The organism is Fictibacillus nanhaiensis (assembly GCF_042686385.1).
In the GTDB taxonomy this organism is placed as follows: Bacteria; Bacillota; Bacilli; order Bacillales; family Fictibacillaceae; genus Fictibacillus; species Fictibacillus nanhaiensis.
Genome location: NZ_JBHUPF010000006.1, coordinates 1,248,969 through 1,262,996, shown reverse-complemented (window position 1 = coordinate 1,262,996; position 14,028 = coordinate 1,248,969). Strand labels below are relative to the sequence as shown.

The window sequence follows — 14,028 nt, the reverse complement described above, 5'->3', positions numbered from 1 at the left end:
TTATTCAGTCTTCGTGACTGACTCGGTGAAAGAAAATCCAAATTCTTTTAGTGAACGTACCACCTTTGAAATCGGTAAACCTACAACATTGAAGTAATCACCTTGGATGTGATCAACTAATAGCGATCCCGATCCTTGAATCCCATAGCTTCCAGCTTTATCAAATGGTTCACCTGTGTTTAAGTACCAATCAATTGTATTTTCATCTAAAGTGTAAAAAGTAACACTAGTCTTAACAGAGAAAATCTCTTTTTTTGTTTGGTCTAATAAGCAGACTCCCGTATAAACTTCATGTGTTTGACCTGAGAGCATCCTTAACATCTCGGCAGCTTCAATACGATCCTTCGGTTTACCAAGACGTTTGTTCTGATAAGAAACAATCGTATCAGCACCAAGGACGACACAATCGGGTTTCTGGTTATAAATATCTGTAGCTTTCTGCTCAGCAAGTGATTCGACTAATCGACTTGGAGTAAGGGATAGATCCATTTTTTCTTCAAGAGTACTCGGATACGTTTCAAATGGAAGAAGCGTTAAAGACAGAAGTTCATATCTTCGAGGTGAAGCAGAGGCTAATATGAGGCGTTTCATGTAATCACCTTTCATCTAATTCATTGTAGTATAGTTACGTACAGATTTACAATAGCAAACTTGTTAAAATTAGACAAATTACGCCGAAAAACATACTTCTATTAGTTTTTCGGTTCTTTGCAGCATTTTATGTGGGCAAATGATGAAATTCATTGACGAATTCCGACAAAATTCTTAAAAACTATCAATCTAGACATTTTGTTTTTCGCTATCACACTCAATCTTGTTGGACACTAAAAAAGTATGACTCAAGAATCGAGCCATACCTAAGTTTCTTTACCTCTATAGCTAGGCAGTCCTAAAAGTGGAAGTTGCTCGTCCCGACCCGACAAGCAAAAGGTGAATGGAAAAGGAAGGCGCTCTTTGACGTCATGGATTATTTAACATTTGACCTCGAAGGGCTAGCCAATGCAACTAGACAGGGGTGAGACACTTACACTTAAGAGTGAAACATTCGAATGTAGCTCAACACCTGCCCCACGGAAAGCGAGCATCTGGAATAGAAATTAACTACTTCCAAAAGCAACAAAGTTTAGGAAAACAGTCTATTTATTTTAATGTTGCAAGCAGCTTCGTATATGACTGCAGACTATCCATTACTTTTTGCTGAAAAGCCCAGTTTAGTTCTCCCTTTTTTGAATCCTTTAGAGCCAAAAAAGCACCTTCTAGCTGCTTTTCAAAATCAGTTGCTGCTTTTGTCGTACTTTCACTCCACTTACCTTTTTGTCCTTTTCCATACTCTTTCCACTTATTAAAATCGCTAAGTGTCCGATCAAGACCAGATCCACTCGCTTCTGGCATCTGTGAAAGAGTGAGCGTATTTTGAAGAAGAATCTGGCCATTCGTGAAATATGTTTCGTCTAACTTTGATGGAGTCTTCAGTTGATCGAACGAGAACGTCAAAGATTTAAATAATGGCTTATCCATTTCTTTTTGATAGGCTTCATTGAATTTTTCTAACTGATGTTTCTCATTCCCAATGCCTACAATTACAGAATATTTCTCTTCTTCAGCTTTAAATATAACTGCTGAAAACCCTTTTTCTTCGATCGATTTCACAACTCCTTCAGCTCGTTCCTTTGAAGAGAATACACCTGCTTGCAGTGCAGAGAAATCTAGATTGATCGGCCTGATCGGAACAGTTTTACCAGTTTCTGCTACTTTTTCTGTAGGAACAGCTGAAGCTTCTGTTACTTTATCTCCAGCTTCCGTAATATCAGAAGAAAATACCGTTAAGACTAATACACCTAAAATCGTTCCCGTAACGATAGCTCCTATGATTGCTGCAACAATCTGCTTTGGAAAACCTTTTCCATTATTCGGAACAAGGATGCTTGTCTTCTTGTTTAACACATGTCCGTTCTTCCTTTTAAAAAAGTTTTCACGTTTCTTGAGAGAAGTTGCCAGAATCGTATATCCCCCTCTATTCACTTCCTCGATGGCAGCGGCTACCTCATTATGAACAGGCTGCTCTGTAACTGATGTTGGATCTTCACTATAGTTCTTTTCTTTACCATTGATTAAGATGGATATCTCTTGTTTCATATCATCCGCTCCTCTCTATCATCTACTAAAACATATGCTTTTTTCGTTTTAATAGAACAAGAAAAAGATAGAAACATAAAAAAATCCAGGGTGCGAAACTCCCCCAGATTTATTATCCGATATAAGCGGCAACTTTATTTCTCCCTTGTTGTTTTGCGCCTGTATACATGGCACGATCTGCGTTACGAACTAATGTAAGTGCATCTTCTCCTTGGTGAGGAGCTGTTGCCACACCGATACTAGCCGTTATGTAGATCGTATGTCTGCATTGATCAGTAAGGTCGTTATGTATATCAAATCCTTGATCAGAAATAACAGAACGAAGCTGTTCGGCTAATTGGATACCTGCTCTGTCTCCTGATTCTGGCAGCAAGATAATAAATTCTTCACCACCATATCTTGCGACAGTCCCCCGCTCACCAATAAATTCTTCTAACCTTCTAGCTAAGAGGATCAATACTTCATTTCCACTTTGATGACCATATGTATCATTTACTTTCTTAAAGTGATCAATGTCTAATAAGATGATGGAGAACTGCTTTCTAAAATATTCATAGTTTTGGTACATCTCAGTTAGAATGCTCTCAAAATATCGGTAATTATACAGACCCGTTAACGGACATTGTTCACTTTTTAACTTAGTGGATTCGTAATTTCTTGCATTATCGATCGCAACTGCCAAATAGTTTGCTAAGATTTCAAGGATAATCAAGTGATGCTTTTGGAAAGCGTGTTTTTCTTTTGAAGCAAACGTAATGATCCCCACGATTTTTTGATTTCTAATCATCGGCACTGAAAGGACAGATTGTGCTTTTCCTTGAAAGAATACTTCAGATATCTTTCGCCATTGTTTCAATTTGCTATAACGGATACTCTTACCTGTCGACCACACTCTTCCACTGATGGCTTCATGTTTTTTAATAGGTACTGTGTTGAGAATCCCTTCTTCACTTTCATACTGACGAATGATTTTTAGATGTTCACCCGCATCAGCGTCATAAATGAAAGCAAAATCAACATTCATAAAACCGATCAGTTTTTCGATAAAAATATCCAAAATATGGTTTACTTTTAAATGTTCAGAGAGCTGTTGGCCAATCTCACTCGCTTTTTGAAGAGCATCGTTAATCTGTTGACTGACATGATACAGATTAATAATGATAGACAATGATAGAAAAGGTAGACCCACATAAAAGATTCCTGGACGCCCAAGCTGAGAGTATAGAACATATAACATGAGACCCACTGGAATAGCTAGAACTTCAGATACAAAGTCCCATACTGCATCATGCTCAAAAAAAGCAACATCTTCTTCGTATAGTACTTTAACAATAAAATAAAGACCTACGTGATTTAGTACTAACCCCGTTAAAACATAAGCGATTACTGGAATCAGATTAATAGATTCGTCTACTGCAAACGGTCCCACTTCACCTCCTAAAAGATGAAAGACCGTGCTTTCACAGATGATTAGCCACGAAAACATCAGGGTGTTTGCCATATATCTGTAATATTCTTTTAGAACATGAACTTTTAATGAGATGAACATCGCGATTAAAGCTAAAAGTGTTACATATAAGGCAACGGTTAACCCGTAATATAAGAACACGGCTAAATTGATACCTGACATGAAAGAGATGTTCGTATTCATCACTTTGATCGGGAAACAGGAAACAACGATCGCTAAAAAGCTTATAATACCAAGATCAATTACATTGATATCCGGCTGATTACTCGTCATTTGAAAAGCTGTCCAGATCGCGAGCGGAAATAAGAAAATCCACGTTACGGTAAGAATCATACGTTTTTTTCTATTTGCCATACGAGTCGCCATTACCTTGTCCCCCTTTCAAATAATAGATTGTTAAAATACACATCTTTTTTACTAGGACAAATTCATTATCTTTTATTTTATCAAAAGTTCTAAAAATTACAATAAATGTTATTCCAAATTTTGAAATGTTTTTCTAATTTCTGAAATAAAGTACAGAGATCCTGTAATGATGAGAACATCATCTTGCTGTAATTGGTCTTTTAAATGTTGTAACGCTTCACTCCATGAAGAGATGCTATATGAGTTTTCAAGTGGACTTTCTTTCAACAATTGTTCCGCAGATGCTGCTCTTGGAAAGTCAAAGGTAGTAAAACATGCTTCGTAAACAACGCTGACCAAATCTTTCATCATCGTTGCATACGCCTTATCTTCTAATGCTGCAAACAAAAGAAAGATTCGCTTTGAACCATAATGATTGATCAGCGTCTCTTTAAGAGCTGCGACCCCTTGTTCGTTATGAGCTCCGTCTATTATTATATCGGGTGAGTGTGAAACTTTTTCAAATCTCCCCGCCCAATTTGCCTTACGAAGTCCATCCCCTAATGTAGAAAGCGGAATTTCAAAACCATGAGATCTTGTTAAATACTTAACAGCCGCCACCGCTAATCCAGCGTTCTTAATCTGATGCGTTCCCATCATTGCAATTTCAAAGTTTATCTCTTTTTTGTCTTCAATATCTGTATAGAAAAATCTTTCACCACTAGGCGTACTCTCCATATGCACGACAGAAAAATCACGATCAAGGAAGTAGTTTTCTGCATCCATTTCTCTCGCTTTATGTTCTATTACTTCACGAGCTTCCTTTTGATCTGCTGTTGTAATTACAGGAACATCCTTCTTGATGATCCCCGCCTTTTGAAACGCAATCTCTTTAAGTGTGTCACCGAGTATGCCCATATGATCAAACCCTATGTTAGTAATGAGGCTTAAAATAGGCGTGATCACGTTAGTAGAATCGTAAAGACCTCCTAGTCCTGTTTCATATACAACGATATCAGGTTGTTTGTCAGCAAAATAAAGAAGTGAGATGACGGTTATCACTTCAAACTCAGTAGGACTTCCTAGCTCCGTTAAAGAAACTTCTTCAACATGTGGCCGAACGATTCTTGCATAATGAAGAATTTCATCATCAGAAATAGGAATTCTGTTCAGCGACACTCTCTCGTTGAAGGAAATAAGATAAGGTGATGTAAACGTACCTACCGAATAACCTGCTTCATTCAAGATGCTTCTTATGAACTCTACAGTTGATCCCTTACCGTTTGTTCCCGCAATATGTATACACGTTATCTTTTTTTCAGGGTTACCCGTTCGTTCTAAAAGCCATTCCACTCTTTTCAGTCCTGGTTTTATACCAAATTTCAATAAGCTATGAATCCACTCTAATGCTTCTCGATAAGTATTCAAATTAATACCGCCTTTCTCTAATCAAAAAGAAGGCGAATCCCTGCTGAAATAAGGATTCGCCTCGTATAATTGATAGTTAGCTTTGAAGTTCTTTTATACGCGCCAATACGTTATCAAGTTTCTCTTGATAATCCGCTTCTTTAGCACGCTCTTCTTCTATTACCTTTTCAGGCGCCTTCTTCATAAATCCTTCATTGCTTAATTTTTTCTGTACGCGTTCTACTTCTTTCGCGTATTTTTCTGCTTCTTTTTCAAGTCTCTTGATTTCTTCATCAATATTTAACAACCCTTCAAGTGGAAGGTACATTTCTAAACCTGTTAAAATTGTGCTCATGCTCTTCTCAGGTGCTGAGATCTCATCTGAGATGATGAGTTCTCCTGGGTTACAGAAACGAACTAAATACTGACGATTTGATTCAAGAGCTTTAAGGATTTCTTTATTTTTTGGTTTGATCTGCAGCTCGATCGGCTTACTCGGTGCAACGTTCATTTCAGAACGAATGTTACGAACGGAACGGATCACTTCAGTAATAAGCGCAAACTCTTTAGCTGCTTCAGGGAAATGAAGGTCTTCACGTTTTTCTGGCCAAGCAGCAATCGTGATCGATTCACCTTTATGAGGCAAGTGCTGCCAGATCTCTTCTGTAATAAATGGCATGAAAGGATGAAGCAATCTTAACGTTTGGTCTAACACGTAAGCTAGAACGGAACGAGTTGTTTTCTTCGCTTCTTCATCTTCCCCATAAAGTGGAAGTTTCGCCATTTCAATGTACCAATCACAAAGGTCATCCCAGATAAAGTTATAGAGCAGACGTCCCACTTCTCCAAACTCGTAAGCATCGATCAGACGAGTGATGTCTTCTGATGTTTCGTTCAATCGCGTTAAGATCCATTGATCAGCGAGTGATTTCTTTCCGCTTAAATCGATCTCTTCATACTGCATACCATCCATGTTCATTAAAGCAAAACGAGAGGCGTTCCAGATTTTATTGGCAAAGTTCCATGTAGATTCTACCTTTTCCCAATAAAAACGAAGGTCGTTTCCAGGTGAACTTCCTGTAGATAAGAAGAAACGCAATGCATCCGCGCCATACTTCTCGATAACATCCATCGGGTCAACACCATTGCCGAGTGATTTACTCATCTTTCTTCCTTCGGAGTCACGAACGAGACCGTGAATCAGTACATCATTAAACGGCTTTTGTTCCGTAAACTCGATCGATTGGAAGACCATTCTTGAAACCCAGAACGTAATGATATCGTAACCTGTAACGAGTACGTTTCCTGGGAAGTAACGTTTGTAGTCAGCCGATTCTTCATCAGGCCACCCCATCGTTGAGAACGGCCATAGAGCAGACGAGAACCACGTGTCTAGTACATCTGTATCCTGCTCCCAGTTTTCAGGGTCTTTTGGTTCTGTCTTACCAACATAGATCTCTCCTGTTTCTTTATGGAACCATGCAGGGATTCGGTGACCCCACCAAAGTTGGCGAGAGATACACCAATCACGAATGTTTTCGATCCAACGCATATACGTGTTCTCGAAACGATCAGGAACAAAGTTAATCTTATCTTCACCTTTTTGAAGCTTGATCGCTTCATCTGCTAACGGCTGCATCTTAACAAACCACTGTGTTGAAAGATATGGTTCAACGACTGCTCCACTTCGCTCAGAGTGCCCAACAGAATGAATATGCTCTTCAATCTTGAACAATACACCTTGCTCTTGAAGATCTTTAACGATCTGCTTCCGACACTCAAATCGGTCTAGTCCTTGATAAGCTCCAGCATTGTCATTCATCTGACCGCCTTCATCCATGACAAGGATACGCTCAAGGTTATGTCTGTTCCCGATCTCAAAATCATTCGGATCATGCGCAGGCGTAATTTTTACAGCACCTGATCCAAATTCCATATCAACATAATCATCTCCAACAATTTCGATCTCGCGTCCCACGATTGGCAGAATCGCTTTTTTGCCGATTAAATGTTGATAACGCTCATCTTTCGGGTGTACAGCGATCGCTGTATCACCAAGCATCGTCTCAGGACGAGTTGTAGCTACTTCGATATGTCCAGATCCATCAGCTAGTGGATACTTCATGTGGTAGAACGCACCTTGAACATCTTGGTGGATAACTTCAATATCAGAAAGAGCAGTTTTTGTCTTTGGATCCCAGTTGATAATATACTCACCACGGTAGATCAAGCCTTTTTCATAAAGAGTAACGAAAACTTCTTTTACGGCTTCAGACAATCCCTCATCTAATGTAAAGCGTTCACGAGAGTAATCTAGACCGAGCCCTAGTTTTGCCCATTGCTTACGAATGAACTCTGCATACTCTTCTTTCCATTCCCATGACTTCTCTAGAAATTTTTCACGACCTAAGTCATATCGCGAGATTCCTTCTTCACGAAGTTTTCCTTCTACTTTCGCTTGGGTCGCAATACCCGCATGGTCCATCCCAGGCAACCATAGAACATCGTATCCTTGCATACGTTTTGTTCGCGTTAAGATATCTTGAAGCGTTGTATCCCATGCATGGCCGAGGTGTAGTTTCCCTGTTACGTTAGGAGGTGGAATTACAATCGTATACGGCTGTTCCCCTTCCTCACTCTTTGCTTCAAAAAATTTCCCTTTCAACCAAAAATCATAACGATTTTCTTCTGTAGCCTTCGGATCATACTTCGTTGGCATCGTTAGCTCTTTCTGTTCTTTCGTCATTCTATTCTCCTCCTTTATTTCTAAAAAACAAAAAAGCCCTCTCGTCAAAAAGGACGAAAGGACTCCGCGGTACCACCTTTATTTACAGCAAGTCTAAATAAACTTGCTGTACACTCATGAATAACGGATGGACCGTCTTCTCCTACTTCAAGTTTCAGAGAAGATGCTCAAGGGCGACTTCCAACGAACTTTCCTTAAGGATTCTTTCAGCTGATGAATCCTCTCTCTAAAAGGTGTTCTGTTGTACTATTCCCTGTCTACGCGACAATATAGAATCTGAATATATTTTATACAACTTATCTGTTTTTAGTCAATAGTATTGCCGTAACTTGTAAAAGTTATTCTATGCTTTTGACCCTTCTTTCGTGACAGCTTGTCTTTCACATTAATCATATTGATGCATAAATTATAAAAAATGGGCGATTGGAGGGCTTGTCTTGTCTAGAAAATATTTTCGAAAAACACGTTTTCCTGGGTGGTTTATCACACTTAAACAAACGATCGGACAATTGACTGCGCCACTTATTGTCTTTCAGCTTTTAAGGACGATACTATTTCCATCTGCTGTTGATTTTATCATCCTTTTAACCTTAGTGATCCTCCATGTATGTTTCGCTTATGATGTGCTTTAACATGTGTTTTTTTCTTATAGGCTGTTTTCTTATAGATTGTTACTTTCAAATTCTTTTCTACTTTGAGTGTTGATTGGAGTGGAAGGTGTGAGACTCTAGGCTAGGACAGGCGGACAGGTGAGACACTTAAAAGTGACACGTACGAATGTGGCTCACCGTCTGCCCCGAGGAAAGTGAGCAGCCTGGAACGGAAATCAACTACTTTCAAAAGCTGTATAGGTTATGAAAACAGCCTAAAACAAAAAAAGATCACATATAGCCGTTATATGTGATCTCCATCATCATTTATGTGAATTTTTGTTGGAATTGAATCTGTCGGTTCGATTAGCGCAGGTGGTGGAGCCATCATAATCGCATCACAGAAATTTCGGATTTTTTTCATTGCTCTTATTCTGCTCTCCAGCCTATGCACCATTTCAATTTGAGAGTAATCATTGCGTTTCATACAATAGAGATCCACTGCATTAAACACAGGTTCAGGATAAGATAAATAACTAATTAATAATCCTCTTTCTTCGTTTAACAACGGAACGTGTTTTTCATACAGATCTAATAAAGATTTTCCTTCTTCGGGAGTCCATTCTTTTTGATGTGCCGCTCTTCTAAAATAAACCGCTAAATCTCTGATCGGCGTATCTAGAACGGCTTTTTCAAAATTGAGTAGATGACCTTCCCCAGTTGGATTAAAGATCAAATGATTTCTTGAAACCTTTCCATGACAAAGTACGCTCCGATAACGTTTTTCTCTTTGACACGTTTCATACCACTCTTTTAATCTTCTTTTTGCTTCTTCTGTCATTCTCATAATTTGATGAAAATGACTGAGATAGGTTAGCTCGAAGGGAGACATATACGTTTTCTGTTCTGCTTCTTCCGTAAATCTCTCCATCTCATATTGCCTATTTTCCCACCTGTTCATGAGATACTGATACGAATGTTCGACCACTTCATTTGAAAAGTCTTGCTCTTTCAGTGTTAAGGCATGGATCTTTCCTAAGTGATCGATAAGAACCTCGTCTTTCGCTCTCTCGTTTCTTTCATCAGACGCAAACCATGGCATTAAATAATACGTTCTAGATCCTAACTGAACTGTATAATCACCAAACTTTGTTGGATATAGAGGAACGACCTGATGAAAACCAATTTCAGATAGACGCTGAATCACATGCGTAAACCAGCTTCTTTCGTCTTCTGTCATTTCTGCTTCTTTCAGTGCAAATGTACCCCTTTTCGTTATGACCTTCTTTACTTTCCCATGCTGCTCTATCTTCTCGGGAAATAGATCATAATGAAAAAGGACGGGCCCGTAATTTAATGTTTCTCTTTCCGTTGTCATAGGGCCACCTTCCTTCTTTTTTCATCAAACCATTCGGTTACCGTTTTGACCAGTATTCGATTACTTTCCCAGCAATCTTCATACTTCTTCAAACCGTCTATCATTCTTTCTAAGGAGCTGTTATCCAATTGATCTAAACAATCATATAGTTCCCAAGGCGTAACGACCTCAGCTAAAAGCAATAACCCTTGTTCACGGTCCAAAGAAAAATGCTTATTCACCTCCGTTAACAGAAGTTTTAACGAAGAAGGTGAGGTTTGTTCCAGCCACTCAACTAAAAACTTACGAAGTGGCAGATACCCCTTTATTGGTAAAGATTCACCGCCCTGATAAAATAAGAAATGAAAAATCTTCCTACCATTTTTTACGCTTAGCTCTTTATCAAGAACAGGTAATGCATGATTTCTTAATTTATTTTTAATAGCATGAGAAAAATCCAATCGTTGCTTACTCTCTTTTATACTTGTAACCATACATTGAAAGTTCGCTTCTAAATACTTTTCTGCCAGCGTGATACAAGATTTTAGATCAAAAACAGGATGTCTGGTTTGTTTCACGAAAACATCTTGTTTATCCGAAGACATTGCCGTATTTAGTAATGTTCCAATGAATTGTCCCCAGCGTTCTACGTCTTCACATCCATACCATTCTTCTGCATGATCGTGAACCGTTAGCCACTTGTTACCATATTTTATGGCAGGTTCACCGCTTTTAGTACGAATCATACGATCTGGCACGGCGCCAGAGCCTTTTGAAGACTCATCGCGCCATCTTATGTGCCAATGTAAATTTTCTTTTTCACTCCAATAACGGATACGTTTCTCTCCATAATCAGTCATGATCAGATGGGGTCTTTCTTTCCACCGTATCCCATAAAGTTCATATTCTTTTTCTAAGGTGTTGATCAGCTCCATAATAGCACCTCAACTTAACGTGAACTTACTGGGATATATATGATCTGCCCTTCGGATACTTCACCTTGCTGCAGTTGATTCATACGCATGAGTGTATTCAATGAGATATCATATCTTTCACAGATACGTTCTAAAGAATCTCCGCGTTGAAGAATATACATTTTCATTTTAGAAAAACGGTCTTCTTTAGCAGAAAGCATCTTTGTTAAATAAAGGGCATTTTCGTCTCTAGGTTCCTCACGCTCTTTTTTCATTTCAATCGATTCTGCTTCAGTCTCATATTCTTCATAACTCGTATCGTAGGATTCATAAGTGGTTTCTTGATCTTCTTCAGCTTCGTTGTAACTTACATTCTCGTATTCTTGCTCATCTTCATATGATTGTTCACCATACTCGTATGAAGGACGTTGAGCAGCATCTTGCTGATATTGGTAATTTCCGTACTGATTGGATGGTTGCTGATAAGCATCTTCCTGTTGATATGCTTCTTGTTGCTGATAAGCGTCTTGCTGTTGATATGCTTCTTGCTGCTGGTATTCATCATCCTGCTGATACCCGCCTTGATTCTGATACGAAGTTTGTTGCTGGTAAGCTTCGTGTTGCTGATATGGATTGTAGGTGTAAGGTCGATTCGTATCTTGATAAGTTTGACCGTATTGAGGAGAGTTTGATTGTGAATCATCCGTTTCTTCTTGATAAGAAGCATCATAGCTCTCATAATCACCTTCTACGTAATCATAAGCTTCTGTATCAATCGTTTCTTCCATCTCTTCTACCTCTCCATAAAACTGTGAAGGCTCTTCATCTGAATCTGCAGTTTCATCTAATGCTGAAGGTTCATTGTTTCTTGTGTCATCCATGGAGAACGCAATAGCTTTTAACGAATCAAATGTAGCTTCCATCGTCCGATCATCTTGTGCCTCAAAGTGCGGTTTAAATTCAAACGGTGTTGTCTTTTCTGAACGAACGTCAGCTTCTTTCTCATCAAATCTAGCTGCAAATTCATTAAGATGTGTAGACTGTGAAGGAACACCACCACTTTGACGTGCTTCAAACTGAAAAGGAGTGAAAATATCTTGTTTTTCTTCTTTATGAGAAGATCTTTCTTCTACGGCACTCGTTCGAACCGCTTCTTGAGGAAGGTCGTATGATTGAATTTCTTGACGCTGCTTCTCATCTTTAATCCCGTAAATACAGATCGAAGCAGAAAGTTCAAAGCAAGTTGAGTTTGGAAGCTCATATTCAAATGATTCGACTTCCACTTTTACCTCATTTGAATCATCTACCCGATACGACGGGATGGTGATATCCACTGGAAAACGATGCACAAGATCTATCATCCCATCTTCTGCTACGTTCAGTTGAGTAAGAGAGCGGTAAGACATACTCTCAGAGAACGAACTCTGATCGGTTACACCTTCATTCTGCTCTTGCTTTTCACACCGGTATCTGCCATTTAATATAAGGGCTCCCTTGATATAAACCTGTCCGGCTTCCTCGGTGATACGAATCTCAGGATTTAGTGACATCGACAAAACTTCAGCTACTTCCTGTCCTTTCTTTAGCCAAACAGACTCCTCAATGGAGAAACGCAGCTTCGATTGACTCATGCCCTTCTCCTCCTTTCAGGTTGCATATAGTTATACAATATAGGTGTATGAGTGAACAGGGCGAAATATGATTTTTATTCGATGTAAGGTTCTTAAAAAACAAGAATAGCGTCCGCTAAAAGTAAGCGGACGCTACGAAACATGACTATTTTAATTGAGAAAATGCTTTTCTAAACGCTGCAATTGTTTTATTAATATCGTCTTCTGTATGAGCTGTAGACAAGAATAACCCTTCAAATTGTGAAGGAGGCAATGAGATTCCTTCTTGAATCATCGTTTTAAAGCAAGCATTAAAGTGATCTAAATTGGATTGCTTAGCCGTTTCATAATTAATAACATCTTGATTTGTGAAGAAGAAGCCAATCATGCTTCCTGCACGGTTGATCGTATGTGCGACACCATAATGCTCGGCAGCTTCAGAGATACCTGAAGCTAGTTGATCTCCAAGTTTTTGAAAGTAGGTGTAACTTTCTTTTGTAAGTTGTGAAAGTGTAGCATAACCCGCAGCCATAGCAAGAGGGTTCCCTGATAACGTCCCTGCTTGGTAGATCGGTCCGCTTGGTGCGATCTGTTCCATGATCTCTCGTTTCCCACCATAAGCACCAACAGGTAGGCCACCACCAATGACTTTACCTAAACACGTTAGGTCAGGTGTTACTCCAAAATAACCTTGTGCACATTCATAATCAACTCGGAAGCCTGTCATTACTTCGTCAAAGATCAATAGAGAGCCATGTTGTTCAGTCATTTTACGTACGCCTTCTAAGAACCCTTTTTGTGGTGGAACAACACCCATGTTACCTGCGACTGGCTCAACAATCACACAAGCGATATCTTCTCCAAATTGATCAAACGCTACTTGTAAGCTCTCAAGATCATTGTATGGAACGGTGATCGTGTTCTGTGCGATACCTTCTGGAACTCCTGGTGAATCCGGAAGTCCGAGCGTTGCAACACCAGAGCCTGCTTTAATCAATAAGGAGTCACCGTGTCCATGGTAACAACCTTCAAATTTAACAATTTTGCTTCGACCTGTGTATCCACGAGCTAGACGAAGTGCACTCATCGTAGCTTCTGTACCCGAGTTAACCATACGTACAACTTCGATTGAAGGAACACGGTCGATCACAAGCTTTGCAAGCTTTGTTTCCATTTCATTAGGTGCACCAAAACTTGTTCCCAGTTCAGCCGTTCGCTTAAGTGCCTCTACTACTTGGTCGTCAGCATGTCCAAGAATTAAAGGTCCCCAAGACAATACATAATCGATATATTCATTGCCGTCGATGTCATAAATCTTAGATCCTTTTCCGCGTTCCATAAATACAGGATCCATCTTTACAGATTTAAAGGCACGTACAGGACTGTTAACTCCTCCAGGCATGACTTCTTTCGCTTCTTGAAAAGCAGCAATCGATTTTTCAAAGCTTCTCATAC

General features: G+C 39.3%; 10 protein-coding genes and 1 other annotated feature. Of the genes, 1 reads left to right on the top strand and 9 read right to left on the bottom strand.

What is annotated here, in order from left to right:
* From ACFS5O_RS09875 to ACFS5O_RS09855, 5 genes are all read right to left on the bottom strand, one after another.
* A complete protein-coding gene (locus ACFS5O_RS09875) occupies positions 1-591 on the bottom strand; it encodes a Maf family protein (protein ID WP_205726975.1) in 591 nt (196 codons plus the stop codon).
* Positions 592-1,140: 549 nt separating this feature from the next.
* Positions 1,141-2,136, bottom strand: coding sequence for an SPOR domain-containing protein (locus ACFS5O_RS09870; protein ID WP_205726976.1), 996 nt, complete (start codon positions 2,134-2,136; stop codon positions 1,141-1,143).
* Between the two features lie 112 nt (positions 2,137-2,248).
* Complete coding sequence (locus tag ACFS5O_RS09865) at positions 2,249-3,970, bottom strand: GGDEF domain-containing protein (protein WP_205726977.1); 1,722 nt, start codon at positions 3,968-3,970, stop codon at positions 2,249-2,251.
* 108 nt (positions 3,971-4,078) lie between these two features.
* Positions 4,079-5,383: a bifunctional folylpolyglutamate synthase/dihydrofolate synthase gene (locus tag ACFS5O_RS09860; RefSeq protein ID WP_205727319.1), complete on the bottom strand. Its 1,305-nt coding sequence runs from the start codon at positions 5,381-5,383 to the stop codon at positions 4,079-4,081.
* A 70-nt stretch (positions 5,384-5,453) separates the two neighbouring features.
* Positions 5,454-8,102, bottom strand: a complete 2,649-nt coding sequence (locus ACFS5O_RS09855) for a valine--tRNA ligase (protein ID WP_205726978.1) — start codon at positions 8,100-8,102, stop codon at positions 5,454-5,456.
* 46 nt (positions 8,103-8,148) lie between these two features.
* Positions 8,149-8,371 (bottom strand) — a binding site (T-box leader).
* A gap of 168 nt (positions 8,372-8,539) precedes the next feature.
* On the opposite strand from ACFS5O_RS09855, the gene ACFS5O_RS09850 reads away from it, so the two are divergent.
* A complete protein-coding gene (locus ACFS5O_RS09850) occupies positions 8,540-8,734 on the top strand; it encodes a hypothetical protein (RefSeq protein ID WP_197222642.1) in 195 nt (64 codons plus the stop codon).
* A gap of 262 nt (positions 8,735-8,996) precedes the next feature.
* On the opposite strand, the gene ysxE is transcribed toward ACFS5O_RS09850, so the two are convergent.
* The 4 genes from ysxE to hemL form a co-directional block, all read right to left on the bottom strand.
* Entirely contained in the window at positions 8,997-10,070 is a 1,074-nt protein-coding gene (gene ysxE / locus ACFS5O_RS09845) for a spore coat protein YsxE (protein WP_205726979.1), read from the bottom strand.
* The gene (locus ACFS5O_RS09840) at positions 10,067-10,984 is read right to left on the bottom strand and encodes a hypothetical protein (protein ID WP_205726980.1); all 918 of its coding nucleotides are present in this window, start codon (positions 10,982-10,984) and stop codon (positions 10,067-10,069) included. Before ACFS5O_RS09840 ends, ysxE begins: the two co-directional genes overlap by 4 nt.
* A 14-nt stretch (positions 10,985-10,998) precedes the next feature.
* The gene (locus ACFS5O_RS09835; RefSeq protein WP_205726981.1) at positions 10,999-12,594 is read right to left on the bottom strand and encodes a LysM peptidoglycan-binding domain-containing protein; all 1,596 of its coding nucleotides are present in this window, start codon (positions 12,592-12,594) and stop codon (positions 10,999-11,001) included.
* 145 nt (positions 12,595-12,739) lie between these two features.
* Positions 12,740-14,026: a glutamate-1-semialdehyde 2,1-aminomutase gene (hemL, locus tag ACFS5O_RS09830; protein WP_205726982.1), complete on the bottom strand. Its 1,287-nt coding sequence runs from the start codon at positions 14,024-14,026 to the stop codon at positions 12,740-12,742.
* Positions 14,027-14,028: the final 2 nt, after the last annotated feature.

Coding starts and splice junctions, on each gene's coding strand:
- ACFS5O_RS09835 (WP_205726981.1), bottom strand. CDS start 12,594: ATGAGTCAATCGAAGCTGCGTTTCTCCATTGAGGAGTCTGTTTGGCTA.
- ACFS5O_RS09840 (WP_205726980.1), bottom strand. CDS start 10,984: ATGGAGCTGATCAACACCTTAGAAAAAGAATATGAACTTTATGGGATA.
- ACFS5O_RS09875 (WP_205726975.1), bottom strand. CDS start 591: ATGAAACGCCTCATATTAGCCTCTGCTTCACCTCGAAGATATGAACTT.
- hemL (WP_205726982.1), bottom strand. CDS start 14,026: ATGAGAAGCTTTGAAAAATCGATTGCTGCTTTTCAAGAAGCGAAAGAA.
- ACFS5O_RS09865 (WP_205726977.1), bottom strand. CDS start 3,970: ATGGCGACTCGTATGGCAAATAGAAAAAAACGTATGATTCTTACCGTA.
- ACFS5O_RS09870 (WP_205726976.1), bottom strand. CDS start 2,136: ATGAAACAAGAGATATCCATCTTAATCAATGGTAAAGAAAAGAACTAT.
- ysxE (WP_205726979.1), bottom strand. CDS start 10,070: ATGACAACGGAAAGAGAAACATTAAATTACGGGCCCGTCCTTTTTCAT.
- ACFS5O_RS09855 (WP_205726978.1), bottom strand. CDS start 8,102: ATGACGAAAGAACAGAAAGAGCTAACGATGCCAACGAAGTATGATCCG.